A 24,591-nucleotide genomic window follows, 5' to 3' on the forward strand; every position below is an offset into this window, starting at 1 on the left:
ACCTCCTGTGGGGGGAGAGGTGCGCCGCACGCCTCTTCGGGGGGCGGTCGGGGGTCAGTTGAGGGTGAAGTCGTCGGCGTAGACGTCGGACTGGCCGTACCAGCCGTGGACGTAGACGGTGACGGTTCCGCTGCTGCCTGTGGTGAACGGGACCGTCAGCTGGTTCCAGCCGGTGTTGTCGGACCAGGTGCTCGCGGTGGCGCCGCCACTGACCCCGATGTAGGCGTAGGGGCCCTGGACCCAGCCGGTGAGCGTGTAGCTGTGGCCGGGGGACAGGGTGACGGTCTGGTCGCACTCGCCGGTGCTGCTGGAGCCGGGGGTGACCTGGAGGCTGTGGCTGCCGGAGTGGACCGGGCCGGAGACCACCGAGCTGCCGCCCGTACAGGTCCAGGGGCTGAGGCTGCCGGTCTCGAACCCGGCGTTCGTCAGCGAGCCCCCGCCGCCACCGCCTCCGCCGCCGGAGGTGACGGTGAGCGTGTACGTCGCGCCGTGACTGCCGCCGGCCGCCGTGCCGGTGACGGTGATGGGATAACTGCCCGCCGACACCGATGAGTTGACCGCCGCGGTCAGCGTCGAGGTGCCGCCGGAGGAGACGGTCGCCGGGCTGAAGGAGACGCTGACACCTGAGGGCGCCCCGGCGGCCGAGAGGCCGACGGACTCGGCGCTGCCGGCGGTGACGGCGGTGTTCACCGTGGCGGTGGCCGTGCCGCCGGCCGCGACGGAGGCGGAGTTCGGCGTCAGCGACAGCGAGAAGTCGCTGCCCGTGCCGCCGCCCCCGCCGCCCGAGCTGCCCTCGTACGGCACGAACGCGTCCGTGAAGGCCAGGCTGTTCTGGCTGATCTCGCTGCATGTGGGCAGGGAGTTGGCACTTCCGCTGCACGGCTGGTCCCGGTTGACCGACCAGAACGCCAGCCGTCCCACGCCGCTTTGCGCGGCGAAGTCCTCCACCGTCCGGGCGTCCGCCAGGGTGAAGGTGGAGCCGTCGTCGTTCTTGCCGATCATCGGGGTGATGCCGAGGTCGGCGTACGTGTAGCCGGGGTCGACGGACTGCATCTGCGCCAGCGTGGCCTTGGCCGCGTCGACCGCGCCCTGGCCCATCTCGGTGCCGGTGCCGGCGTAGTAGTCCATGGCCATGATGTTGACCACGTCGATCCTGATGCCCGCGTTCTTGGCGGCCTTCAGGATGTTGACGCCGTCGCCGGTGAGCCCGCTGGTCAGCACCGGCAGGGTCATGGAGAATCGCAGGTTCGGGTTGGCCGCCTTGAGATCCTTCATGGCCTGCATCTGCCGGGCCGCCGCCGCGGTGTCCGCGACGGCGGCACCCTCGACGTCGAAGTCCAGCCGGGTGACGCCGTAGGCGTCGATGATGGCCTGGTATCCGGCGTCGATGCTGCTCTGGGTGGAGCAGGTCCAGGCGAGCGGCTCCCCGCTCGCCCCGCCCGAGGAGATGATGACGGAGGCTCCTTCGGACTTCGCCCTGGCGATCTCGGGGTCGGTGTAGGAGTCGTTGCCGACGGGGAGCGTGTCGCCCCAGATCTGGTTGCAGCCCGTGCCGAGGACGAAGGCCGCGGTGTAGGCCTTGAGGTGGTGGCCGGTGACAGCCGTGTCGAGCAGGCCCTCCTGACCGTTCGACATGTCGACGTAGGGAGCCACGGAGTAGACGCTGTCCGTCGTGGACGCCGCGCTGCCGGCCGGTGCCAGGGCCACGGCCGCGCCGGTGGCCGTCAGCGCGAGCGCGCAGGCGGAAGCCGCGAGTCTTGCCAGGTGCATGACATGACCCCTTTCGGGGATGCCGCAAAGGGCGGTTGGGTGATGGGGAGTGCCGTACCGGACCGACGTTGGTACATACCAAACCGCTCACGACTCTGCCCGTCAAGAGGACTAGACCAAAACTGAACCGATCCGGGGGCGGCACGGCCTGCCGCCCCCGGACCGGTTTCCTGGTCCGGCCTACCCGCCGGTCGGCAGCACGTGGTCGCCGCTCTTGTCCGTACTCAGGCACAGCGAGCACACGACCGCGTCGTGGCGGGCACACGCCGTCAGATCCGGGCGCTCGTACGGCTGCCGGCAGACATGGCAGTCGAGGGTCACAGCGCTCGGGTTGCCGTCCGCGTCGAGCAGGGGCTCGGCGATGCCGTCGTCGGTGCGGCGCAGGTAGTACCGGCCCCTGGTCACCACGGCCGTCAGCGGGGTGAGGACGAAGGCGATCACGGCCGCGGCGACGGGTGAGTACGGCTGGAGGGTGTCGCCCAGCAGGTGGAAGTACATCGCGATCGACAGCCCGGACGCGGCGACGAAGGCCACGACCCCGACCGGGTTGACGGCGTACAGCATGCCGCGCCGGAACTCGGGGGTCAGCGGGGACAGCTTCAGCACGTACTTGTTGACCCCGATGTCGGTGGCGACGGTGACCACCCAGGCGATCGCGCAGTTCGAGTAGAAGCCCAGGATCCCGTTGAGGAAGCTGAACATGTCCGCTTCCATCAGGGCCAGCGCGAAGCCCAGGTTGACCAGGACGAAGACCATGCGGCCGGGGTAGTGCCGGGTGACGCGGGTGAAGGAGTTCGTCCACGCCAGCGAGCCGGAGTACGCGTTCGTCACATTGATCTTGATCTGGCTGATCACCACCAGCGCCACGGCCAGCGGGACGACCGTCCAAGACGGCAGCATCGCGTCGAAGGCGCCGCGGAACTGCTGGATCGGCTCCGTCGCGGCGGCCGGCCCGACCTTCGCGAGGATGTACACGGCGAGGAAGACGCCGATCGCCTGCTTCAGCGCACCCAGCACCACCCAGCCGGGGCCCGCCATGACCACGGCGGTCCACCACGTGCGCCGGTTGGCCTCCGTCCTCGGCGGCATGAAGCGCAGATAGTCGATCTGCTCGCCGATCTGCGCGATGAGGGAGAGGCACACGCCCGCGCCGAGCAGCACCGAGGCGGTGTTGACCCCGCCGTCGCCGTCCGTGCCGGCGTAGGAGAGGAAGCGGTCCACCGTGCCGGAATCGGTGGCGATCAGGTACACCAGCGGGCCGACCATCAGCAGCAGCCACACCGGGGTCGTCCACACCTGCAGCTTGCTGAGCGCCTTCATGCCGTAGATCACCAGCGGGATGACCATGAGCGTGGAGACCAGATAGCCCAGCCACAGCGGCACTCCGAGGCCGAGTCTCAGGCCCTGGGCCATGATCGAGCCTTCGAGGGCGAAGAAGATGAAGGTGAAGCTCGCGAAGATGACGCTGGTGAGGACCGAGCCGTAGTAACCGAACCCGGAGCCGCGGGTGATGAGATCGAGGTCGATGTTGTAGCGGGCGCCGTAGAAGGCGAGCGGCAGGCCGGTCACGAAGATGACGACGGCCGCCACCGCGATCGCCACGAGCGCGTTGCCGGTGCCGTGGGACAGGCCGATGCCGGCGCCGATGGAGAAGTCGGCCATGTAGGCGATGCCGCCGAGCGCGGTCGTCGCCACCACCATCGGGGTCCAGCGGCGGTAACTGCGGGGAGCGAAACGGAGGGTGTAGTCCTCCAGGGTCTCCTTGACCGCCTGGCCGTCGGCGGCCTGTGCCGAGGCCGGTGCCGGCGGTCGTGACTCGGTGGTGCTCATGTCGCGCCTCCCGATGCGTGCGGGTGCTTCGAAGGGGGGAAGAGCCGGTCACGCTAGAAAGCCGTTGTTACCGCCGGTCCCCGCCGCGGTGAACCCGACGTTGCCGAGACCTCACCCGCCGTTCGAAGGACCTGGCCCGGCGTCAGCGGGCGGCCGGGCCGTGTGCCGCCGGCAGGGGGTTGACTCGCGCACGGCGGAGACATCCGGATGTCGCCGGCCCCCGGTGTGCGATCCGCGCGTCGCTCCGTGGGGCGGCGCCCTCGTGATGCGGCAGCTTCCCGGCGGACACGGCGGTGAAGGTCTTGTCGGTCCGTCGCTCGTGCCGGGGCGGATCAGGCGCCGGTCCCGGTCGGTCAGCAGCAGGGCCGCGCGACCGGCCCCGACCGGCACGCGGCCGAAAGGGCCCGGGCCGCGATTCCGCAGGAACCGCGGCCTCCGTACCGGGCTGCTGCGCCGGGCCTCTCCGCGGCCGACGGCCGGTCGGGGATGCGCCCCGCGCCGGTCAGGAGCCGTCGCCCGACGTGGTCGCCGTCTGGGAGTAGGCGTCGTGCCAGGCGGCCTTCGCCCCGGAGTCACCGATCCGGTAGACGTCCACGACCGCGCCCACCGCGACGGCCAGCGAGAGCACGCCCACGACGATCCGCACGGGCAGGGCGGACCAGTGCAGCGCGCCGCCGCCGTGGCCCGACCCCGTCCCGGCCCACCAGACGACCGCCGCCAGCACGAACAGACCCAGGGCCCACGGCAGCAGACCGTCGCCCAGCTCGGTGTGCCGGCGCACGAGGGCGTCGTCGCCCACATGCTGTTGGAGCCACTCGCCGGCATGCGTGGTCAGCGGCACGCTCACCAGGGCGACGAACGCCACCAGCGGCAGCAGCAGCCCCAGCCGGCGCGCGGCACGCGGCCACAGCGCGGCCGTGACCAGGGCCAGAGCGGCGAGCGGTATCAGCACGACGACCACATGGACGAAGAGGACATGCGCGGGCAGACCATTGATCTCAGTCATGGGAGCGCTCCTGAGGGGGGTGAGGCGCGTCAGCCTGCCACAGCAGACTCTCAGTTACTTCTGAGTCGCCTCAGCCAGTGCGAGACGGGGTTCCGGCGGCGGACGGTCGCACACCAGCCGCGGTCCTAGGGTGGAGGGGTGGAGGGCGGCACGGTGACGCTGTTCCTGTGCGGTGACGTGATGCTCGGGCGCGGCGTCGATCAGATCCTCGCGCATCCCGGAGCCCCGCGGCTGCGCGAGGACTACGTCACGGACGCCCGGTCGTACGTCCGGCTGGCCGAGGGGGTCAGTGGTCCGATCCCCGCTCCGGTGGGCCCCGCCTGGCCCTGGGGCGAGGCGTTGGGGATGCTGGAGCGGGCCGGCCCGGACGTCCGGATCCTGAACCTGGAGACGGCGATCACGCGCGGCGACGCGTTCGCGTCCGGCAAGGCGGTCCACTACCGGATGCATCCGGCCAACCTCCCGGCCCTGATGGTGGCCCGGCCCGATGTGTGCGTGCTGGCCAACAACCATGTGCTGGACTTCGGCCGTCCCGGCCTGGAGGAGACCCTGGACTCGCTGAGCGGTGCGGGGCTGCGGGCCGTGGGTGCCGGACGCGACGCCGACGAGGCGTACGCGCCCGCCGTACTGCCCGTCGGGTCCGGCCGCCGCGTGCTGGTCTTCGCCCTCGGCGCGCTGTCCAGTGGCATCCCGCCCGACTGGGCCGCGACCACGGACCGGTCCGGCGTCGCGTATGTGCGTGAGCTGTCCGTGGCCGCCGCCGACAGCACTGTCCGGTGGGTGCGTGAGGCGCGGCGGCCGGGCGACATTGTCGTCGTGTCGGTCCACTGGGGTTCCAACTGGGGCTATCTCGTCCCCCGCGAGCAGAGGCGCTTCGCGCACGCCCTGATCGACGGGGGTGTCGACCTCGTGCACGGACACTCCTCGCACCATCCGCGCTCCGCCGAGGTGTACCGGGACCGGCTGATCCTGTACGGCTGCGGTGACTTCATCGACGACTACGAGGGCATCACGGGCTACGAGGAGTACCGGGACGACCTGCGCCTCGGCTACGTCGTCTCGGTCGACGCGGCCACCGGGGCCCTGGCCGGGGCGCGGCTGCTCCCCCTGCGGGCGCGGCGGATGCGGCTGGAGCGCGTAGCGGACGAGGACCGCGCCTGGCTGTACGCGACCCTCACCCGGATCAGCCGCGGCGTCCACATCGACGCCCGGGCCGACGGCACGTTCGGCCTCGTGGCCCAACCGGCGGCCCGCTGACGTGCACGGGCGCTCCGGCGACGTCGGCGGGATCGGCGCTCACCGGGCTGGCGCCGTACCCAGCTGCTCCTCGCACCACTCGCGGACCGTGCCGGCGACCTGCTCCAGCGCGCCGGGCTCCTCGAACAGATGGGTGGCTCCGGGGATCACGCGCACCGTGTGCGGGGCCCGCAGCCGCCGCGCGGCCTCCTCGTTGAGCCGCAGGACCTCGTGGTCCGCGCCGCCGACGACGAGCAGGACGGGCGCGCGTACGGCGGGCAGCGCGTCGCCCGCGAGATCCGGCCGCCCGCCCCGCGAGACGACGGTCAGGACGCCGTCGGGGCGCTCGGCGGCGGCCCGGAGCGCGGCGGCCGCGCCGGTGCTGGCGCCGAAGAGGACGACGGGCAGGTCGCGGGTGGCGGACCGGGAGCCGAGCCACTCCATCGCGGCCACGAGACGGCGCCCCAGCAGCGCGATGTCGAAGCGGTGCTCGCCGGTCACCATGTCCCGCCGCTCCTCCTCCGCGGTGAGCAGATCGATCAGCAAGGTGCCCAGCCCGGCCTCCCGCAGCGCGGCGGCCACGGCCCGGTTGCGCGGACTGTGCCGCGAACTGCCGCTGCCGTGCGCGAACAGCACCACCGCCCGCGCGGACTCCGGCACCACCAGATCACCAGGCAGTTCGGCGCCGTCGGCGGGCACCACGACCGTCTCGGACATCATGGTCATCGACTTCCCAGGAGGAGTGCGCTCGTTCAGGACGAAACCGGCCTCGGCCGTCTGCCGTCGCTTCCGCATGTCCCAGGTACCCCGGTCCACTTCGGCCTACCGATTGAAAGCCCAACAGGCCATCGCCACGCGCGCGGGTGCACGCTGGCCTGGGACGGAGGGGAGAGCCATGACCACAGTGAGGGACGTCATGCACCCGGGTGCCCAGTGGATACCCCGGTACGAGACGTTGGACCGCGCGGCCAAGGTGATGCGGGACCACGGAGTCGGTGCGCTGCCGGTCGCCGACCCGGAGAACGGTGACCGCATGTGCGGCATCATCACCGATCGTGACATCGTGGTGAAGTGTGTGGCCGCGGGCCACGACCCCGCGCGCGTGACGTGCGGCGACATCTGCGAGGGCACTCCGCGCTGGATCGAAGCCGGTTCGGACGTCTCGGAGGCCCTGCGGGAGATGGAGGGCCACCAGATCAGGCGCCTGCCGGTGGTCGAGAACAAGCGCATGATCGGCATGCTCAGCGAGGCCGACATCGCCCGGAACCTCGGGGACGACCAACTCGCCCAGTTCGTCCCTCGGGTGTACGCCGTGAATCCCTAGCGTCACCTGCCGCGCCCGCCGGTGGGCACGGCACCGGGCGGCTCGCCGCGCACCGTCTTCCGCCAACGCCGCCGGACCCCCCGGCAGTTCGTCACCGCGCCAGGCCACATGCCCGTCGGGGCGGACCAGCACGAAGTATGGAGGACCTGCTGGCTCTCCTCGAAGGGTTCCCGCCGACTGCCTGCTCGCCGACGACATGTGCTACGGCGCCTGCTTCGTCAGTGAGCGCACCGGGATCCCGCTGGCCTCGCTGAGCAACTCCGTGTACATCCTGGGCAGCAGGGACACCGCCCCGCTCGGCCGGCTCCGCAACGCGACTGTGAGGTTCATCGGCGACCAGGTGGTGATGCGGGACCTGCGCAAGGAGGCCGACCGGACCCGGCGCCAGGTGAACCTGCCGCGCCTGCGCACCGGCGCCATGGAGAACATCGCGTGTCCGCCGGCGCTCTGTCTGCGTCGATCCTGGCGAGTGTGAGGGCGAGGAACCAGCGCGGGTCGAGGAACGGTACGTCCTCGCAGCCGTGGTCGAGCGCGGCGGCCTGGCGCAGTATCCCGACGGCGTCGCTCACCTGGCCGGCGCGCCACTGTCGTGAAGGCGTGGAAGGTCAGCGCGCCGACCTGGACGGCCCATGCGTGCCGGTCGGGTGTGCTGGGGATGGTGCGGGCCCGTTGGACCGCGGTGCTGTCGCCGTTGAGGTAGGAGGCGGCTCCACCAGGCACCAGCTCGATCACCGCGGGGAGTGTCGTTCACGCTCTCGGCCAGGGAGAGCAGCCCGGTGTCGGGTGCGGCTCCGGCGCAGTCGGCGACGAGCCGGCTGAGCGCGTCGCCCGAGAGCGGCCCCAGCTCCCGCACGTGTTCCACCGGGAGCCTGCCCCGGAGTCCGCCGAGGCAGGCGAGGACCGACGCCTACGACGTGGTCCGGCTGTCCGGGGTGAAGGCGAGCAGCCAGAGGACGGGGCGGGCGCTGAGGCCCGCGATGAGGTCGCAGAGCACCGCCAGGTCGGGGAGGTTCGCCAGGTGGAGATCGTCGAGCGTGACGAGGGTACGGACCTGTTCGGCCTTGTCGCGCGGCAGGGCCCGTGCGGCCTCGATCGCGAAGGAGGCGCGGGGGGTGGGGAAGGCGTCCCCGGCGGTGCGGGGCAGGGCCGGACGGGGCGCGGGCGGCCGGGACGCGGGCGGGGGGGAAAAGCGGCGGGCACGGCGGTGCGCGGAGCCGCCCGCGCGGTGGTCTCGGAGCCGCATGAGACGCCGTCCACGACCGAGAAGCCGTTCGCGCCGGCCAGGCGGGCGGCTTCGGTGAGCAGACGGGTCTTGCCCGCTCCGGGCGCCCCCTCCAGCAGGAGGATCCGGCTGCGCCGGGTGCTCGTCACCGTGTGCAGACCCGCACTGATCCGCGCCAGCTGTTCTTCCCGTCCGTGCAGTCTGTGGCAAGGGCCGTGCAGGGGGTCCCACGGCGCTCCATGTCCGATGCCGAAAATGACGCAGAATAGTACGTACCCGGCTGCCTGCACGATGCACGCGGGTCCGAGTGCCGGTGGGAGGCGCGGAGGGCTCACTGGTACGCGGGTGGTGAACTCGTGGCGCGCGGCGCCCTCTTCAGCGCCGCCGCGAAGGAGCCGCCCGATTCGAGGAATGCCCTCGTTCGCGTCAAGGGTTCGCCAAGTCTGCCGAGGTCGACGTCAGGAACCTCTCTGGGATTCCCGCACCTTCGCCCCTGTCACCTGCGGTGATGTCCGAAGGTGTGCGGATGGTAACCGAAAGTCTCCCTTGCCCCGAGTTCACTCGGCGATAATCTTCAACAAATTGTTGAAGTGAGTTTCCATCTTCCCCCTGGGGCAGACAGTGCAGCGACGGAGCTGGACCGCCGCCGATGTAGGACACATCGAGTTGCGCGGGATCGCCCAGGTGGCGCTCAGTGCGAGCCCGTGGACCGGGTTGCTGTTCACCGCCGCCCTGTTCGCCGGAGGCTGGCGGTTCGGGCTGTACGGCCTGCTCGGCGCGGCGGCGTCCACCGCGGCCGCGGCCGTGCTCGGCGCTGACCGGGACGGCCTCACCAAGGGCCTGGAGGGCTACTGCGGTTGCCTCACGAGCATCGCCGTCGTCGTCCGGCTCGGCGCCTCGTGGCGCACCGCGCTGCTCGCTGTCGGCGCCGCCGCGATCTGCGCCGTGGTGGGCGCCGCGGCCGGCCGCCTCCTCGGCCGCATCGCGCTGCCCGCCCTGACGGCCCCGTTCTGCCTGGTCGCCGGGGTGCTGGCGCTCGCGCTGCCGACCGGGCCGCCCGCTCCCACGACCCCGGCCCACCGCTCCGGGTTCACCACCCTCACGGCCGCCGAACTCGGCCACGCCTTCTGCGACAACATCGGCCAGGTATTCTTCCTCGACACCTGGTACGCGGGCCTGATCCTGCTCGGGGGCCTGCTGGTCGCCTCCCGCAAAGCCGCCCTCGCGGCCGCGTGCGGCAGCCTCCTCGCCATCCTCACCGCCTGCGTCCTCGGCCTGCCCGCCGACCGGATCGACGAGGGCCGCTACGGCTACAACGCCGTGCTCGTCGCCATTGCCCTGGGCGCGACCTTCCTGCCCCTGACCCCGTGGACCGCCGGCTACGCCGTACTCGGCGCCGTGTCCTCGGTCCCCCTCACCACCGCCTGGGCCGCCTTCGCCCAGACGCACGGCGGATCCGCGTTCACCTGGCCGTTCGTCGTGACGACCTGGCTCTTCCTGGCGGCCGCTCCCGCCTTGGACCGGCCCGGCATCTCTTTCGGGAAAGCGAGGTGACGCCATGAACCTCGCACCGCGCGAGATCGACAAACTGCACGTCCATCCTGGAGGTGGTGCGCTCCGACGGCGATCCGGTCATGGTGGACACGGTCCGGTGTCCCCGCCCCCGATCTGCGCAGGACCTGACGGGCGGTGGTGGCCGCAGCCCCCGCGTCTGACGAATCATCAGGTCCCAGGCGGCGGCCAGCTAGCATGGCCACCCGTCGAGAGACCGTCCACCCCGAGGGAGCGAGCGGCATGGAGATCGCGTCGTCGCAGAAGATCACCACCTTCCTGATGTTCGAGGGCGACGCCGAGGAGGCGATGACCTTCTACGTCTCACTCTTCGGCGACGCCGAGGTCGTCCGCATCACCCGCTACGGCGCCGAGGGTCCCGGCAGGGAGGGGAGTGTGCGGCACGCGACGTTCTCGCTCGGCGGCCAGCAGTTCATGTGCGTCGACAGCCCGGCACATCACGACTTCACCTTCACCCCCTCCGTCTCCCTCTTCGTGCAGTGCGAGAACGAGGCCGAGATCGACCGCCTCTACGCCGCCCTGGCCGACAAGGGCACGGAGCTGATGCCGCTCGGGGACTACGGCTTCAGTCCCAGGTTCGGATGGGTGAACGACCGGTTCGGTGTGTCCTGGCAACTCAACCTGGCCCCTTGAAGGGCGCGGCTCACGCCCCGGCGGCCAGCTCGGCGACGAGGCCGGCGGTGCCGGCGGGGTCGACGAGCTGGTGCAGGTGCGCGCCGGGCAGGTGGGCCACCCGCCAGCCCCGGGCGCGCGCCTCGGCGGCGAGGCCGTCGTACGGAGGGCCGAACAGCAGGTAGCCGCACGGGTGGTCGTCCCAGCCCGCGGGGACGGGGATGTGCTGTTCGTAGTAGGACAGGGGCAGCCTGGGCTGCTCCTCGACCACGGTCCGCCGTACCCCCGGGCAGGCGAACATGGGGGCGGTATCCGCTTCGTCCCACCAGTCGGTCCAGCGCGGCAGCCTGCCGTCGACCGCCAGGGGGCGCAGGAAGTCCAGCACCTCCGGCGCGGCGACCGGGGTCGGTCCGGTGTGCGCCGGCAGTGCGGCGTCCACGAACACCGAGCCGGTCACCGGGCGGCCGAGCCCCGCGCGGATCACCGGCAGGAAAAGTCCCGCGTTGCTGTGTGCCACCAGGATGACCGGGGTGCCGTCCGGAACCCGTCGCAGGTCGTCGCGGACCGCCTCCACGACGCGGGGCCAGAACGGCGGCGCACCTGCGCCGATGTGCAGCAAGGACGGCACCCGCACCCGGTGCCCCGCGGCCCGCAGGTGTTCGGCCACGGGATGCCACGTCGACGGGCCCACGGACGGGCTGTGGACGAGAACGAAGATCGGCTGCATGGCACGGATCCTGCCGCCCGAGCCGGTACGGGCGCGACCGTTTCGGCCGGCAGCAGAACGCTCCGGCACCCCGCCGTCCGGCCGGTGCCTGCGCCGGAGTCGGCGGAGCGCCCACGCCGTCGCCAGGGCCGGGCCGAGGACGACAGGCCGATGACCCAGGGGCCTGCCGCACGGCTCCGGATCTGCGGTCCGGGGATGTTCCCCGTCCGCTCCCGGGTGCCTGCCGCGCCGGAGCGAATTCCGGTTTCCCGGCCGCCTGTTCCACCCGCGTCCGGGACCCCGGCGTGCGGTACCGGCAGGTTCGTCCTGTCATTCGCCGGTATGTCCGCCGCGCGTTCTCTTCCGGTGCCGTGATGGCACGGGAGGCTCAGTGTGCCGTGCCCGTGTCCCGTGCGTCCCGTGGCGTGATGCGGAAGTCGAACGCCAGCGTGCCGGGGTCCAGGGCCGTCGTACCGCCGTCCACCGTCAGCACCGCCCCATTGACGTACGACGCCGCCGGGGACAGCAACCAGCCGATCGCCTCGGCGACTTCACGCGGCTCGCCCGGCCGCCCCAGGGGCATCAGCCGGGTCGCCTCCGCATAGGCGGCCTCGGCCCCGCCGTCCCCGAGGTCCGCCTCCTCGGCGAAGCGGGCCATGCGCCGGTCGGCCATCTCGGTCCGTACCCAGCTGGGACACACGATGTTGGCACGCACCCCCTGACGGCCGTAGTCGACGGCGACGGAACGGCACAGCTGGACCAGAGCCGCCTTGGAGGTGGCGTACGCGGCGTTCCGCGTGCCGTTGCGCAGCGCGGACACCGACGCCACGGCGACCACCGCACCCTTGGACTCCAGCAGATGCGGAACGGCCGCGCGCAGGAGGAGCATGGGGCCGGTGACGTTGGTGCGCATCACCTCGTCCCAGTCGTGCGGCGACAGTTCGCCCACGGCTCCGCCGCGCGCGATCCCCGCGTTCAGGACCACCCCGTCCAGGCGCCCGTGCGCCTCCAGGGCCGCCCGCACGAGCCCGTCGGCCGTCTCGGGCTCCCCGATGTCCGACGGATACGCCAGCGCCCCGGTCTCCTGCGCCAGGCGCCGCAGGGGCTCGGCCCGCCTGCCGGAGGCGATCACCTGGTGGCCGTCCGCGCGCAGCAGCCGGGCCGTCGCCTCCCCGATGCCCGTGCCCGCGCCGGTCACGATGACAACCCGCTCGTCCGCCACTGTCGTCAGGCCCCCTTCGCCGAGATCATCACCGACGGATCCGACTCTAGGTCCGGCGGCTGCGCCGGTGACGACTTCCGGCCACCGCGCATGTGCCGGGGAGGGGGCCCTGCTACCGGACCCGCTCCGGCGCGCAGGCCGGCTGCGGGGCCGGCGCCTCGCCCGAGCGGACGGACGGTACGCACAGCACACCGGCGGTGGCCGCCACGACCACGCCGGCGAACGCCAGCAGCGTCCTGTGCACGCCGAACGCCGCGGCCGCCGGTCCCGAGACGGCGACGCCGAGCGGGGCGAGGGACAGCGACCCCAGCATGTCCCAGGAACCGACACGGGAGATGAGGTCCGCGGGCACGCTCCTTTGCAGGGCCGAGAAGAAGAGCACCTCGAAGACGTCCGCCGCCACGCCCGCCGCCAGGGCCGTCAGGACCACCACCGCCAAGGGCGCGCCGACGCCGAGGGCCAGGGGAACGGCGGCCGTCATGCAGGTGACGCAGGCGGCCACGAGCACGGGCCGGCTGCTGCGGACCCGGAACGCCGCGTAGGCGCCCGCGACCGTTCCCACGGCCTGTGCCGTCGTGATCGCCGACCAGGAAGCGGGTCCGCCCAGCCGGGACGTGGCGAGCATGGGCCCGAGCACGCCCGTGGTCGCGCTGACGCAGGCGAACGCGAGGGAGTACTGCAGGGAGAGGACCCACAGCCAGGTGCGCGAGAAGAACCCCGAGGCGCCGGCCCTCAGCTCCCGCACGAGGCCGCCCCCGCCCGTCCTTCGCACCGGGCTGATCCTGGTGCGGAGGATGAGCAGACCGCTGAGGAAGAACGAGGCCGAGTCGACCGCCAGCGACACCGGCGGCCCGCACAGGGCCACGGCACCGCCGCCCAGCGACAGTCCGAGGATCGAGGCGGCGTTGACGCCCACCTTCATCAGCGCGTTGGCCTGCTGGAGTTCGCCGTCCGCCACGACCTCCCTGACGATCCCGACGTACGCCGGCGAGAAGAGCGCCGTGCACAGGCCCGACAGCGCCGAGCACACGCACAGGGCCCAGACGGGTGCCCGGCCGGAGGAGACCAGCGCGGCGGCGACCGTGTACCCGACCCCTTCCGCCAGCTGGGCCACGACCATGACCCGCGCCCGCGGTAACCGGTCGGCGACCACGCCCCCGAACAGCGAGAACACCAGCATGGAGAGCGTCTGGCACGCGAGCACCAGCGACAGGGCCCCGGGGGAGCCCCCTTTCAGGCCGAGGACGCCGAAGGACAGGGCGACCGGTCCGAAGCCGTTGCCCAGGGTGGAGACGCAGCGGGCGGTGAAGAGCCGCGCGTAGTCCGGGTTTCCGAGCAGGGCGGAACGCCTGCCCGCTGCCCGCGCGGTGGTCACCTTCCGGGAACCCCCGCGCGCAGGCCGGCCATGACCAGGTCGAACAGGCGGGTGGCGCGGCGGCGCCAGTCGTCGTCCGGGTCGAGGTGCCACAGGCCGGCAATGGCCAGGAAGAAGTCGTCCGCGGTGACCCCCGGGCGGAGGGCGCCGGCTTCCTCACCGGCCCGGAGCAGGAGTTCCGCCGCCGACGTCACGGGAGTGGGGGCCGGCTTCGCCGGCCCCCCGGGGGTGCCGGTGGCCTGGCGGATCGCGTCGGCCAGCCCGGCCTTGGTCATGGCGAACTCGGCGAGCCGGTCCATCCACGCGCGCAGGGCCTCCTCGGGCGGCCGGGTCCGCAGCAACTGCGCCGCGTGGTCGGCGACCTGCTGCATCTCGTGGCGGTAGATCTCCAGGACGAGTGACTCGCGGCTGGGGAAGTTGCGGTAGAAGGTGCCCTGCCCGACGCCGGCCTTCTTGGCGATCAGACTCAGCGGGGTGTCCGCGCACCGCGACAGCTCGGCGAGCGCGACGTCGAGGATGCGTGCGCGGTTGCGCTGTGCGTCCGAGCGCCGGGATGGGTCCTGCTGCTGGGACACTCGTCCTCCTCGGGGTTCGTGGCGCGAACCCGGCCTTGCTAAGCGGACAGCTGTCCGTTACGTTACCAGGGATCGGACAGCTGTCCGGTTGCGTCCACCATAGCCGCGGACGCGGTCTCGAGGCAGCCACCGGCCACCCCTGCCCGGTCCAGCACCCCGCACCTTCGTTTCGCCCGCCGCACCGGCCCGCACGGCACGCACCCCGCGTCGCCCGGTACCCCGGCTGCCGGTCCTCCGGCCGCCCTGTACATGCGAAAGAAGCAGCTCATGACCTCATCGACGTCCAGTGTCATCACCTTGAGGATCAACGGCGAGAAGCACACACTGCCCGTCGACCACCGCACCACCCTGCTCGACGCCCTGCGTGAACGCCTCGGGCTCACCGGCACCAAGAAGGGCTGTGACCAAGGGCAGTGCGGCGCCTGTACCGTCCTGCTGGACGGTCGCCGCGCGGTCGCCTGTCTGCAACTGGCCGTGGCGGCCGAGAACCGGGAGATCACCACCATCGAGGGCGTGGCCGACGGTGACACCCTGCACCCGGTGCAGCAGGCCTTCCTCGATCTCGACGGATTCCAGTGCGGTTACTGCACCCCTGGCCAGATCTGCTCGGCGATCGGGGTGATCGAGGAACACGCGGCGGGCTGGCCGAGCGCCGCCACCGCCGACGTACGTCCCGAAGCGGCGCCGCCGGAGCTGACCGCCGAGGAGATCCGGGAGCGGATGAGCGGCAACCTGTGCCGCTGCGGCGCGTACGTCTCGATCGTCGAGGCCGTGGCCCGCGCGGCGCGGACCCGGGCGGACGGGCGAAGCCGCGACGGCGGCGCCACGGTGAAGGAGACGGCGGCATGAGGGAGTTCGACTACCAGCGGGCCTCCGACGTCGCCGGCGCCGTCGCGCTCCTCGGCGCCGACCCGGAGACCCGCTTCCTCGGCGGCGGCACCAACCTGGTCGACCTCATGAAGAGCGGCGTCGAGCGCCCCGCGCGGCTCATCGACATCCGTGAACTCCCGCTCGACGGGATCGAGTCCACGCCTGACGGCGGACTGCGCATCGGGGCCACCGCCACCAACGGCGATCTCGCCGCCCACCCCGAGGTCCGGCGCCGCTACCCCGCCCTCGCGCAGGCGGTGCTGGCCGGCGCGTCCGGGCAGTTGCGCAACATGGCGACGGTCGGCGGGAACCTGCTCCAGCGCACCCGCTGCGGCTACTTCACCGACGTCACCAAGGCCTGCAACAAGCGCGTGCCGGGCAGCGGTTGCCCCGCCGTCGAGGGCGAACACCACAACCACGCGATCCTGGGCGCCTCCGACCACTGCGTGGCCGTGCACCCCTCGGACATGGCCGTGGCCCTGACCGCCTTCGACGCCGTCGTCCGCTTCGAAACGGCCGACGGGCCGGGGGAGTTGCCGCTCGCCGACTTCTACCTTCCCGTCGGCGACACCCCGCACCGGGAGACCGCCCTGCCCCCGGGCGCGCTCATCACCCACGTCACGCTTCCGCCCGCCCCGGTCGCCGCCGCCTCCCGCTACCGCAAGGTCCGCGAGCGTGCCTCGTACGCGTTCGCCGTCGGCTCCCTCGCCGCCGCGCTCGACGTCCGTGACGGCGTCGTACGGGACGCGCGCGTGGCCCTCGGCGCCGTCGCCTCCCGCCCGTGGCGGGCCCGCGCGGCCGAACGGGTCCTGGCCGGTGCGCCGGCCCGCGCCGAGACCTACGCGGCCGCCGCGGACGCCGAACTGGCGGCGGCGCGGCCGCTGCCGCACAACGGGTACAAGGTCGAGCTGATCCGCAACCTCGTGGTGGCCGTCCTGTCCGAACTCGCCGAGGAGGCCGCACGATGACCACCCTCACCACCGCGACGACCGTCCCCGCGGCGGCCGTGGGCACCGCCCACACCCGGATCGAAGGGCGGGACAAGGTCACCGGCGCCGCCCGCTACGCCGGTGACGTGCCCTTCGCCGACCTCGCCCACGGCTGGCTGGTGCTGTCCACGGTGGCCCGCGGCCGCATCCGTGACCTCGACACCGCTCCCGTCCTCGCCATGCCGGGCGTCCTCGCCGTCCTGGACCACCGCAACGCCCCGCATCTGGAGACCGACTACACCACGTTGATGGGCATGCGGCCGGACCCGACCTGCGCCGTCTTCCAGCACGACCGGGTGCCGCACCTGGGCTGGCCCGTGGCGCTGGTCGTGGCGGAGACCTCCGAGCAGGCCAGGGAGGCCGCCGAGACGCTCGTGGTGCACTATGAACGGCAGCCGCACGACGTCGAGTTCGGGGCGGAACGCCCGGACGTCTACGCGGCGGACGGGTACATGCCGGCGGTGGCGGAGAAGGGCGACCTCGAAGCCCAGCTGGCCGCGGCGGCGGTCGTCGTGGACGCCGAGTACAGCACTCCCGAAGAGCACCACCACCCGATGGAGCCGCACGCGGCGACCGCCCGCTGGGACGGCGGCAGGCTGGAGGTGACCGACTCCAACCAGGGTGCCACCTGGGTCGTCGGCGACCTGGCGAAGCTCTTCTCGCTCGACCCGGCCGCGGTGCGCGTGCGCTCCGAACACGTCGGCGGCGGCTTCGGCAGCAAGGGCGTCCGCGCCCACCAGGTGGCCGCCGTGATGGCCGCGACCGTCCTGCAGCGGCCCGTGCGCGTGGTACTGACCCGTCGGCAGATGTTCTCGCTGGCCGGCTACCGCAGCCCCACAGCCCAGCGCGTCCGGCTCGGCGCCGACGCCGACGGACGCCTGCGCGCCCTGGAACACCGCGCCGTCAGCCTCACCTCCACCGTGCACGAGTTCGTGGAGCAGAGCGCCGCACCGGCCCGGGTGATGTACGACGCCGACGCGCACCACACCGCCAACCGCGTCGTACGGCTCGACGTACCGACCCCGACGTTCATGCGCGCGCCGGGCGAGGCACCGGGATCGTTCGCGCTGGAGTCCGCCGTCGACGAACTCGCCGAGAAGTGCGGCATCGACCCGATGGAGCTGCGCCTGCGCAACGAGCCCGCCCGGGGCCCGGTCTCGGGCCTGCCGTTCGCCGGCCGGAACCTGGCTGCCTGCCTGCGGGAGGGTGCCCGCCGGTTCGGCTGGGCGGACCGGGACCCGCGCCCGGGACTGCGCCGGGACGGCCGCTGGCTGCTCGGCACGGGCATGGCGGCGGCCTCCTTCCCGTCGGGCACCGCGCCCTCCACCGCGACCGCGACCGCCCACCCGGACGGCACCTTCACCGTCCGGATCTCGGCGGCGGACATCGGCACCGGGGCCCGTACCGCGCTCACCCTGGTCGCGGCCGACGCGCTGCACACCTCGCCCGAGCGGGTCCGGGTCCGCATCGGCGACAGCGACTTCGGCCCGGCCATGATCGCCGGTGGCTCCATGGGCACCCGCTCCTGGTCCTGGGCCATCCGGATCGCGGCCGGCGAACTGCGCGAGCGGCTGGCCCTGGGCACCGGCGTCCCGCCCGAGGGGATCACCGTGCGGTCGGACACCACCGAGGCGGTCGGCGCCCTCGCCGCCGCCGAACGGCACTCCTACGGGGCGCAGTTCGCCGAGGTCGCCGTGGACACCGGCACCGGCGAGGTGCGGGTGCGCCGCATGCTCGGCATCTTCGCGGCGGGCCGGATCGTCAACCCGCTCACCGCACGCAACCAGTTGCGGGGCGGCATGATCTGGGGCATCTCCATGGCCCTGCACGAGGAGGCCGTCCGCGACCGCGCCACGGGCGGCCACGTCGGCGCCGACCTCGCGGGCTACCACGTGGCGGTGAACGCCGACGTGCCCCGCGTCGAGGCCGACTGGATCGACGACGCCGATCCCGACGACCCCGTGGGCATCAAGGGCGTCGGCGAGATCGGCATCGTGGGCGCCGCGGCCGCCGTCGCCAACGCCGTCTGGCACGCCACCGGCGTACGCCACCGCAGCCTGCCCATCCGCCCGGACCGCGTGCTGTCGGCCGCCATGGGGGCCTCGGATGCTTGACCTGGCCGAGGAGCTGGACCGCTGGGCCGAGGAGGGCCGGTCGTTCGCCGTCGCGACCGTGGTGGCGGTCGGCGGCAGCGCGCCGCGCGGCCCCGGCGCCGCCCTCGCCGTCGACAGCGCCGGCACCGTCATCGGCTCGGTGTCCGGCGGCTGCGTGGAGGGCGCGGTGTACGACCTGTGCCGCGAGGCGCTGCGCACCGGCGAGAGCGTGCTCGAACGGTTCGGCTACAGCGACGAGGACGCCTTCGCCGTGGGGCTGACCTGCGGCGGCACGATCGAGGTGCTGGTCACGCCGGTGACCGGCCCGGCACGGACGGCGCAGGTGGCGGCCCTGTCGGCCGCCGCCCGGCGCGAACCGGTGGCCCTCGCCCGGGTCGCCCGCGGCCCGGCCGGACTCCTCGGGCGCGCCCTGCTGGTCCGGCCCGACGGGACGTACGACGGCGCGCTCGGCGGCCACCCGGACCTGGACCGCGTGGCGGCGGCCGAGGCCCGGGCCCTGCTGGCGGCGGGCCGCACCGGTGCGGTGGAGCTGTCCGCGGACGGCTCGCGCTGCCCCGGCGGTCTCACCCTGCTGGTGGAGTCGAAGGTGCCGCCACCGCGCATGGTCGTCTTCGGGGCGATCGACTTCGCGGCGGCGCTCGTGCGGACCGGGAAGTTCCTCGGCTATCACGTGACCGTCTGCGACGCCCGCCCGGTCTTCGCCACCCGCGACCGCTTTCCCGAGGCCGACGAGGTCGTCGTCGACTGGCCGCACCGCTATCTGCGGCGCGCCGGGACCGACGCCCGCACCGTGCTGTGCGTGCTCACCCACGACGCCAAGTTCGACGTACCCCTGCTCACGACCGCCCTGCGGCTGCCGGCGGCGTACATCGGCGCGATGGGCTCGCGCCGCACGCACGAGGACCGCACCCGGCGGCTGCGCGCGGAAGGGGTGACGGAGGCGGAACTGGCCCGGCTGCGCTCGCCGATCGGTCTCGACCTCGGCGCCCGGACACCGGAGGAGACCGCGCTGTCGATCGCGGCGGAGATCGTGGCCGTCGCGCGGGGCGGCACGGGTGTCCCCCTCACCGGCTCGACGACACCGATCCACCACGACGGCGCGAAGCGGGGGAGGCGGGCGGCCGCTTGAGAGGGTAGGGTATTCATCGATCGATGAATTAATTCGGGACCTCGGTTCGGGACCTCGGTTCGGGACCACTGCTCTCCGAAGGGCAGGACTGCCATGGAACAGACCACGTGCTGCGTCGTGGGCGGCGGCCCCGCGGGCATGGTGCTCGCCCTGCTGCTGGCCCGGTCCGGCGTCGAGGTGACGGTGCTGGAGAAGCACGGCGACTTCCTGCGCGACTTCCGCGGCGACACCGTCCACCCCTCGACCCTGGCCCTGCTGGACCAACTCGGCCTCGCCGAGCGCTTCGCCCGGCTGCCGCAGCGCCGGGTGCGCACCGTGCAACTGCCGCTCGGGCCCGGCCGCTCGACGGTCACGGTCGCCGACCTGGCGGTGCTGCCCGGCCCCTACAACTACATCGCGATGGTGCCCCAGTGGGACCTGCTGGACCTGCTCGCGGACGAGGCCGGGCGCGAGCCGTCCTTCCACCTGAGGATGGACACGGAAGCGACCTCCTTCGTGGTCGAGGGCGGACGCGTGCGCGGGGTGCGCTACCGCACCACCGACGGCCGCACCGGCGAGCTGCGCGCCCTGCTCACCGTGGCCTGCGACGGGCGCGGATCACTTGCCCGTGTCCGGCCCGAGCTGAGACTGCGCCGCTTCACCTGCCCGATGGACGCGTGGTGGTTCCGGCTGCCGCGCGAGGACGGCGACCCGCAAGGGCTCGTCGGAGGCGCCGGCGACCGCTTCCTGACCGCGATGATCGACCGCGGCGACTACTGGCAGTGTGCCGCCCTCATCCCCAAGGGCACCGACGCCCAGCGCCGCGCCGCCGGCCTCGACCGCTTCCTGGACGCCTTCCGGGCCGCCGCCCCCTGGCTCGCCGGCCGCGCGCACGCCGTGCGCTCATGGGACGAGGTGAGGCTGCTCGACGTACGACTGGACCGGCTGCGCCGCTGGCACCGCCCCGGGCTGCTGTGCATCGGGGACGCCGCGCACGCCATGTCCCCGGTTTTCGGCATCGGCATCAACCTCGCGGTGCAGGACGCGGTGGCCGCCGCGCGGTATCTCACCGAGCCGCTGCGCCGGGGCGCCGTGGCCCTGCGCGACGTACGCCGGGTGCAGCGCCGGCGCCTTCCCACCACCATCGCCACCCAGACGCTCCAGCGGATGGCCCACGCCCGCTTCGTCGCCCCCGTCCTCGCGGGCTGGCCCCCGCTCGGCAGCGCGGACCGGGCCCGGGGCCTGGCGCACCTGGTCGCCGAGTCGCCGTGGATCCGCCGGCTCCCCGCGTACTTCGCCGCGTACGGCGCCCGCCGGGAGAGGCCTCCGGCCTCGGCGGTCCGCCCGGCCCCGGACGCCCCCGCACCGTCCGGCGCGACAGACCGCACGGCCAAGGCGTCTCATGGAGACGGCGCCCGGCAGGAGGAGCGGCGCGTCCCCGGCGCGGAGCCGGAGCGGCCCGAACTCCCCGAGCGCGGCCGGCGGCCGGCGCGGTGAGGCTCCCCGGGGAAGCGGCCGCCGGGCCGGCCCTCATGCCGCTGCTCGGGCGGTGCTGGTGCCCGGGCGGGCGACGTTCGCCCCGTCGCGACGCCCGGCACGCTGCCCCGCCGCGCGGGAGGTGCCCCCGCTCGCCGCACCGGCCGAAAGGCCGCGTACGCCCCCTGTACGAGGACTTCCGGCCGGCAGGCCGGCAGCACGCACCGGACGCCGCACCAGGCCGCGCCCTTCCCCGGCGCGGGCTGTCCTCGCTCGGTGCCGTCCATGAAGTCCAGCATTCAGGCGGTTGGTCCGCTCGGCATGGTCGATCTGGGTGCCGTGGCCGGTGTCGGAGACGATCTCCGCATGGGCGCCGGGCACGAGCGGGGGATGCGCTCGGCCTGCCGCCGAGGTGCACCAGCAGGCTGCGCCCGCCGAGGACGAGGTACAACGGCGTGCGGATCGTGGCCAGTTCGGCGTCGGACAGGGGCAGCGGTGCCGGGCGGCGTATCCGGTAGGCGCGGACACCGGTGCGGGCCGTGCTCGGCGCGGGCGTGCTGGTCGGCCGGCGCGGCGCGGACTCGGCGGCCGCCGTCGTCGCCCACCGGCTGGACCGGCTCTTCCTTACGGACGGCCGGTCCGGGGCCCTCGCTCCGGCGCCGGCGACGTGTCCGACTCCTGACGACGGCTCCCGCGGTGCGCTACGGCGCGGGCGGCTCGGGGCGGAGACCGGTGCCGGCGGCGAGTGCGCCGTCGCCGGGCGGGCCACGGCCCACTCAGCGCAGGTTCTGTCCGAATCGCGCCGCGATCCACGCGGCACCGCGCTCGGCGAGGGCCCGCCTGCGCCCCCACCGGGACCGGCGCGGGGCGACGGGCAGGGACGGGGTGTCCGGCGTCATGGCAGCCAGGGCGGCGAGGCGGCCCGCCGCGCGCGCCAGGTCCGCCTGTAACTCCCGGCGTCGCTCGGAGGCCCCCGCTCTCAGCAGCGCCGCGTAGAGCCCCTCGACCTCGGCCACGGCGGCGCCCAGCCGCAGATTCGCGTCGCGCACTCGCTGCATGTCTCCGCGTGGCATGAACGCCCTGCCTTCCCCCGATGCCGGTACCGACCCTCCGCTCAGTTTAATTATTGCGCAAGGCGGCAAGTGCCTTTTCCTCTGCTGTCTCATTTCGCATCGCTGGTAAAGCAGGCTGTTACAAGACGATGACACGGCGTCAGTGAACGCGCCCCGGAGTCACGCCGTCTCTTCTCATGACCACGCCAATCCGCATGAAGTTCTTCTTCGGCGTGAAAAACTCTTTTCTTCACGGAAGGGACATACTTCGATGACCTCGAAGCGACGCTCTCTGCGCGTAGCCCTCGTCGGTGCCCTCGGTGCGGCCTCCCTCGCCCTCGCGGGCACCGCGACGGCGGCCACCGGGGGCCCGCACAGCGCGCCCGCCGCCGCGGCACCGCAGCAGGTCCGGTCCGCCAAGGCGAGCATCACCGCGACCCCGTCGGTGTCCTCGGTCCGCGCCTGGCAGCTGTTCCGGGTCACAGGCAGGACGACCGGGCTGAAGGCGGGCACGAAGGTGACCCTCCAGCAGAAGCAGCACGGCAGGTGGGTGAGCCTGCCCGCCTCCGTGCCCGTCCTGCGCGGCGGCTCCTACTCGCTCGGCGTCAGGCTCGGCCTCAAGGGCACGAACGACCTGCGCATCGTCAGCGGCACCACCGCCTCGCCGGTCTTCCACGTCACCGTCCGCTGAGCCCGGAGCGGAGACCGCCCGCTCCTGCCATGGGTGTCGCCAGTCGTCTGGACCTGACCCTGCGATGCGCCGGAGCGGCAGGGGCTGGTGCGCCGGGTGCACGGCGGTGCGGTCGCCGTGCACCCGCCCGGCGGGTCCGCGGGGCCCTCCGCGGAGGGAGGGCTGGCAGGCCGCGGCCAAGGACAGCCGCTGGCGCTGCGCACCCTGGAGACCCTGGCGACTGCTTCGTGATGTCCATCGGTGGTGTGCACGGCTGGTCGGAGTTCTCCCTGGTCGACGCCGCCGTCACACAGGTCGGACTCGCCCAGGCCGGCCGTGTGGTTCCCGCCGCGGACGCCACCGAACCGGGGGTCCGGGCCTTCAGTCGGGTCGCTCCGCTCGACGCCGTACAGGCCTTCGTCACCGACAGCGCCGCCACCGATCCGGCGGCCCCGCCACCCTGGCAGCCCTGCGTGACGCCGGTGTCGGGACGGTGCTCACCTGAGCGCACCATCTGTGACCAACGTCCCCTTCTCCCGGGTGAGTTCACCTCTGCGACCGGAACGCCCGGACCGCTGGTGGTCGTCCGTGCGATGAACGACGTAGCGCTCGACCTCTTGCGCCCCGGCCGCCTGCCCGTCACAGGCCAGGCGACGCGTTCCACGAGGAGATCTTCCCATCCCGTCGCCGCAACGGTGCTCGCGCGCTGCGACGCCGTACTGCGCATCGGCGGCCCGTCCGAGGGCGCCGGCCGGATGACCGATGTCACACGCGCCGCCGGCAAGGCCGTCTACACCCGCCCGACCGACCTCCCGGCCGCCCGATGACCGCAGGCCTCGACGCCCCGTCCTGCCCACCCGACCGTTCCGCCTGCCCGCCCGCCCGCGTCGACGGGCACCAGGCCGCGGAGGAGACCGGACACGACATCGGCACCCCTGAGCACTTGTTCGACCTCTGCACGAGCCCCGGCCCGGTTCACAGCTCGGCCGTGTGGTCGGGGACGTAGGTCCGCAGATCGCGGGGCGGCCGCTCGTAGCCGGTGGACGGGGGTGGCTCGGGCAGCTCCAGCACCGGTGGCGGCACCTCGTGGTACGGCACGGACGCCAGCAGGTGGGCCATCATGTTCAGTCGCGCGCGCCGCTTGTCGTCGCTCTCGACGATGTACCAGGGTGCCTCGACGATGTCCGTGTGCACCATCATGTCGTCCTTCGCCCGGGAGTACGCCTCCCAGCGCGTGATCGACTCCAGGTCCATCGGCGACAGCTTCCAGCGCCGCCGCGGATCTTCCAGGCGGCGCCGGAACCGCTCCAGCTGTACGCTGTCGCTCACCGAGAACCAGTACTTGAGCAGCAGGATCCCGTCCTCGATCAGCATCCGCTCGAAGACCGGACACTGGCGGAGGAACAACTGGTGTTCCTCCTGGGTGCAGAACCCCATCACGCGCTCGACCCCGGCACGGTTGTACCAGGAGCGGTCGAAGAACACGATCTCCCCGGCGGCCGGCAGATGTGCGATGTACCGCTGGAAGTACCACTGGGTGCGCTCGCGTTCCGTCGGCTTGGGCAGTGCCGCGATCCGGGTCACGCGCGGATTGAGATACTCGGTGACCCGCCGGAGGGTGCCGCCCTTGCCGGCCGCGTCCCGCCCCTCGAAGACGACCACCAGACGGGCGTCCTCCGCCCGTACCCACTCCTGGAGTTTGACCAACTCCGTTTGGAGGCGCAGCAGTTCGGCTTCGTAGGCCTTGCGTGACAGCGTCGACGCCTTTTTGTCCGTCATCTCCTCATTGTCTCTTCACTCCTGCTTTCAGGCCCGCTGAAGCGATCAGCCGCGCCGTTCGTGAAGCCTCACGGAATGCTCCG

At 72.9% G+C, this 24,591-nt stretch carries 23 protein-coding genes and 2 pseudogenes; 12 read left to right on the forward strand and 13 right to left on the reverse strand.

Annotated elements, in window-relative coordinates; translation table 11 throughout:
* Positions 1-54 precede the first annotated feature (54 nt).
* The 3 genes from ACZ60X_RS08480 to ACZ60X_RS08490 all read right to left on the reverse strand — a co-directional run bounded on the left by ACZ60X_RS08480 (position 55) and on the right by ACZ60X_RS08490 (position 4,606).
* On the reverse strand, positions 55-1,770 hold the full coding sequence (locus tag ACZ60X_RS08480; RefSeq protein ID WP_469594993.1) for a carbohydrate binding domain-containing protein: 1,716 nt from the start codon (positions 1,768-1,770) through the stop codon (positions 55-57).
* A 180-nt stretch (positions 1,771-1,950) separates the two neighbouring features.
* Positions 1,951-3,600 carry a purine-cytosine permease family protein gene (locus ACZ60X_RS08485; RefSeq protein ID WP_469594996.1) on the reverse strand — a complete coding sequence of 550 codons (1,650 nt, stop codon included), beginning with the start codon at positions 3,598-3,600 and terminating at the stop codon, positions 1,951-1,953.
* A 502-nt stretch (positions 3,601-4,102) separates the two neighbouring features.
* Positions 4,103-4,606, reverse strand: coding sequence for a hypothetical protein (locus tag ACZ60X_RS08490; protein ID WP_469594998.1), 504 nt, complete (start codon positions 4,604-4,606; stop codon positions 4,103-4,105).
* A gap of 138 nt (positions 4,607-4,744) precedes the next feature.
* Here ACZ60X_RS08490 and ACZ60X_RS08495 point away from each other — a divergent pair, with 138 nt between their 5' ends.
* A complete protein-coding gene (locus tag ACZ60X_RS08495; protein ID WP_469595000.1) occupies positions 4,745-5,863 on the forward strand; it encodes a CapA family protein in 1,119 nt (372 codons plus the stop codon).
* 39 nt (positions 5,864-5,902) lie between these two features.
* Here the strand turns inward: ACZ60X_RS08495 and ACZ60X_RS08500 are convergent, their stop codons facing one another.
* Complete coding sequence (locus ACZ60X_RS08500; protein WP_469595970.1) at positions 5,903-6,562, reverse strand: dienelactone hydrolase family protein; 660 nt, start codon at positions 6,560-6,562, stop codon at positions 5,903-5,905.
* Positions 6,563-6,737: 175 nt separating this feature from the next.
* Here ACZ60X_RS08500 and ACZ60X_RS08505 point away from each other — a divergent pair, with 175 nt between their 5' ends.
* Together ACZ60X_RS08505 and ACZ60X_RS08510 are read left to right on the forward strand one after the other, a co-directional pair.
* On the forward strand, positions 6,738-7,166 hold the full coding sequence (locus ACZ60X_RS08505) for a CBS domain-containing protein (RefSeq protein ID WP_469595002.1): 429 nt from the start codon (positions 6,738-6,740) through the stop codon (positions 7,164-7,166).
* 196 nt (positions 7,167-7,362) lie between these two features.
* The gene (locus ACZ60X_RS08510) at positions 7,363-7,641 is read left to right on the forward strand and encodes a hypothetical protein (protein WP_469595005.1); all 279 of its coding nucleotides are present in this window, start codon (positions 7,363-7,365) and stop codon (positions 7,639-7,641) included.
* 432 nt (positions 7,642-8,073) lie between these two features.
* Here the strand turns inward: ACZ60X_RS08510 and ACZ60X_RS08515 are convergent, their stop codons facing one another.
* Both ACZ60X_RS08515 and ACZ60X_RS08520 read right to left on the reverse strand, forming a co-directional pair.
* Complete coding sequence (locus ACZ60X_RS08515) at positions 8,074-8,409, reverse strand: hypothetical protein (RefSeq protein WP_469596024.1); 336 nt, start codon at positions 8,407-8,409, stop codon at positions 8,074-8,076.
* 41 nt (positions 8,410-8,450) lie between these two features.
* Positions 8,451-8,723: pseudogene (locus tag ACZ60X_RS08520) on the reverse strand (ATP-binding protein); the annotation flags it as partial.
* Between the two features lie 286 nt (positions 8,724-9,009).
* Between ACZ60X_RS08520 and ACZ60X_RS08525 the strand changes: the two are divergent.
* Positions 9,010-9,942, forward strand: a complete 933-nt coding sequence (locus ACZ60X_RS08525) for an urea transporter (protein WP_469595008.1) — start codon at positions 9,010-9,012, stop codon at positions 9,940-9,942.
* Positions 9,943-10,137: 195 nt separating this feature from the next.
* Positions 10,138-10,593, forward strand: a complete 456-nt coding sequence (locus tag ACZ60X_RS08530) for a VOC family protein (RefSeq protein ID WP_469595010.1) — start codon at positions 10,138-10,140, stop codon at positions 10,591-10,593.
* Positions 10,594-10,603: 10 nt separating this feature from the next.
* Here ACZ60X_RS08530 and ACZ60X_RS08535 read toward each other — a convergent pair whose 3' ends face one another.
* From ACZ60X_RS08535 to ACZ60X_RS08550, 4 genes are all read right to left on the reverse strand, one after another.
* Complete coding sequence (locus tag ACZ60X_RS08535; RefSeq protein ID WP_469595013.1) at positions 10,604-11,299, reverse strand: alpha/beta fold hydrolase; 696 nt, start codon at positions 11,297-11,299, stop codon at positions 10,604-10,606.
* 367 nt (positions 11,300-11,666) lie between these two features.
* A complete protein-coding gene (locus ACZ60X_RS08540; RefSeq protein WP_469595016.1) occupies positions 11,667-12,500 on the reverse strand; it encodes an SDR family NAD(P)-dependent oxidoreductase in 834 nt (277 codons plus the stop codon).
* 112 nt (positions 12,501-12,612) lie between these two features.
* Positions 12,613-13,875 carry an MFS transporter gene (locus ACZ60X_RS08545; RefSeq protein WP_469595019.1) on the reverse strand — a complete coding sequence of 421 codons (1,263 nt, stop codon included), beginning with the start codon at positions 13,873-13,875 and terminating at the stop codon, positions 12,613-12,615.
* The gene (locus ACZ60X_RS08550) at positions 13,872-14,450 is read right to left on the reverse strand and encodes a TetR/AcrR family transcriptional regulator (RefSeq protein ID WP_469595022.1); all 579 of its coding nucleotides are present in this window, start codon (positions 14,448-14,450) and stop codon (positions 13,872-13,874) included. The genes ACZ60X_RS08545 and ACZ60X_RS08550 overlap by 4 nt, the downstream gene beginning before the upstream one ends.
* A gap of 267 nt (positions 14,451-14,717) precedes the next feature.
* Here ACZ60X_RS08550 and ACZ60X_RS08555 point away from each other — a divergent pair, with 267 nt between their 5' ends.
* The 5 genes from ACZ60X_RS08555 (at position 14,718) to ACZ60X_RS08575 (ending at position 21,028) form a co-directional block, all read left to right on the forward strand.
* Positions 14,718-15,299 carry a (2Fe-2S)-binding protein gene (locus tag ACZ60X_RS08555; RefSeq protein ID WP_469595024.1) on the forward strand — a complete coding sequence of 194 codons (582 nt, stop codon included), beginning with the start codon at positions 14,718-14,720 and terminating at the stop codon, positions 15,297-15,299.
* Positions 15,296-16,288: an FAD binding domain-containing protein gene (locus ACZ60X_RS08560; RefSeq protein WP_469595026.1), complete on the forward strand. Its 993-nt coding sequence runs from the start codon at positions 15,296-15,298 to the stop codon at positions 16,286-16,288. The genes ACZ60X_RS08555 and ACZ60X_RS08560 overlap by 4 nt, the downstream gene beginning before the upstream one ends.
* Entirely contained in the window at positions 16,285-18,423 is a 2,139-nt protein-coding gene (locus ACZ60X_RS08565) for a xanthine dehydrogenase family protein molybdopterin-binding subunit (RefSeq protein WP_469595029.1), read from the forward strand. Before ACZ60X_RS08560 ends, ACZ60X_RS08565 begins: the two co-directional genes overlap by 4 nt.
* Positions 18,416-19,552 carry an XdhC family protein gene (locus ACZ60X_RS08570; protein ID WP_469595031.1) on the forward strand — a complete coding sequence of 379 codons (1,137 nt, stop codon included), beginning with the start codon at positions 18,416-18,418 and terminating at the stop codon, positions 19,550-19,552. Before ACZ60X_RS08565 ends, ACZ60X_RS08570 begins: the two co-directional genes overlap by 8 nt.
* Positions 19,553-19,645: 93 nt before the next feature.
* Positions 19,646-21,028 (forward strand): FAD-dependent oxidoreductase, encoded by a 1,383-nt coding sequence (locus tag ACZ60X_RS08575; RefSeq protein ID WP_469595034.1) that lies wholly within the window; start codon positions 19,646-19,648, stop codon positions 21,026-21,028.
* Positions 21,029-21,279: 251 nt separating this feature from the next.
* Here the strand turns inward: ACZ60X_RS08575 and ACZ60X_RS08580 are convergent.
* A pseudogene (locus tag ACZ60X_RS08580) lies at positions 21,280-21,542 on the reverse strand (alpha/beta fold hydrolase); the annotation flags it as partial.
* 241 nt (positions 21,543-21,783) lie between these two features.
* Positions 21,784-22,065, reverse strand: a complete 282-nt coding sequence (locus tag ACZ60X_RS08585) for a hypothetical protein (RefSeq protein ID WP_469595036.1) — start codon at positions 22,063-22,065, stop codon at positions 21,784-21,786.
* Positions 22,066-22,330: 265 nt separating this feature from the next.
* Here ACZ60X_RS08585 and ACZ60X_RS08590 point away from each other — a divergent pair, with 265 nt between their 5' ends.
* Positions 22,331-22,750 (forward strand): hypothetical protein, encoded by a 420-nt coding sequence (locus ACZ60X_RS08590; protein WP_469595038.1) that lies wholly within the window; start codon positions 22,331-22,333, stop codon positions 22,748-22,750.
* Positions 22,751-22,980: 230 nt separating this feature from the next.
* Positions 22,981-23,556 (forward strand): sugar phosphate isomerase family, encoded by a 576-nt coding sequence (locus ACZ60X_RS08595; protein WP_469595040.1) that lies wholly within the window; start codon positions 22,981-22,983, stop codon positions 23,554-23,556.
* Positions 23,557-23,704: 148 nt separating this feature from the next.
* Here the strand turns inward: ACZ60X_RS08595 and ppk2 are convergent, their stop codons facing one another.
* Positions 23,705-24,508 carry a polyphosphate kinase 2 gene (gene ppk2, locus ACZ60X_RS08600; protein ID WP_469595043.1) on the reverse strand — a complete coding sequence of 268 codons (804 nt, stop codon included), beginning with the start codon at positions 24,506-24,508 and terminating at the stop codon, positions 23,705-23,707.
* Positions 24,509-24,591 lie beyond the last annotated feature (83 nt).

Source organism: Streptomyces sp. NPDC104106 (genome assembly GCF_055584345.1).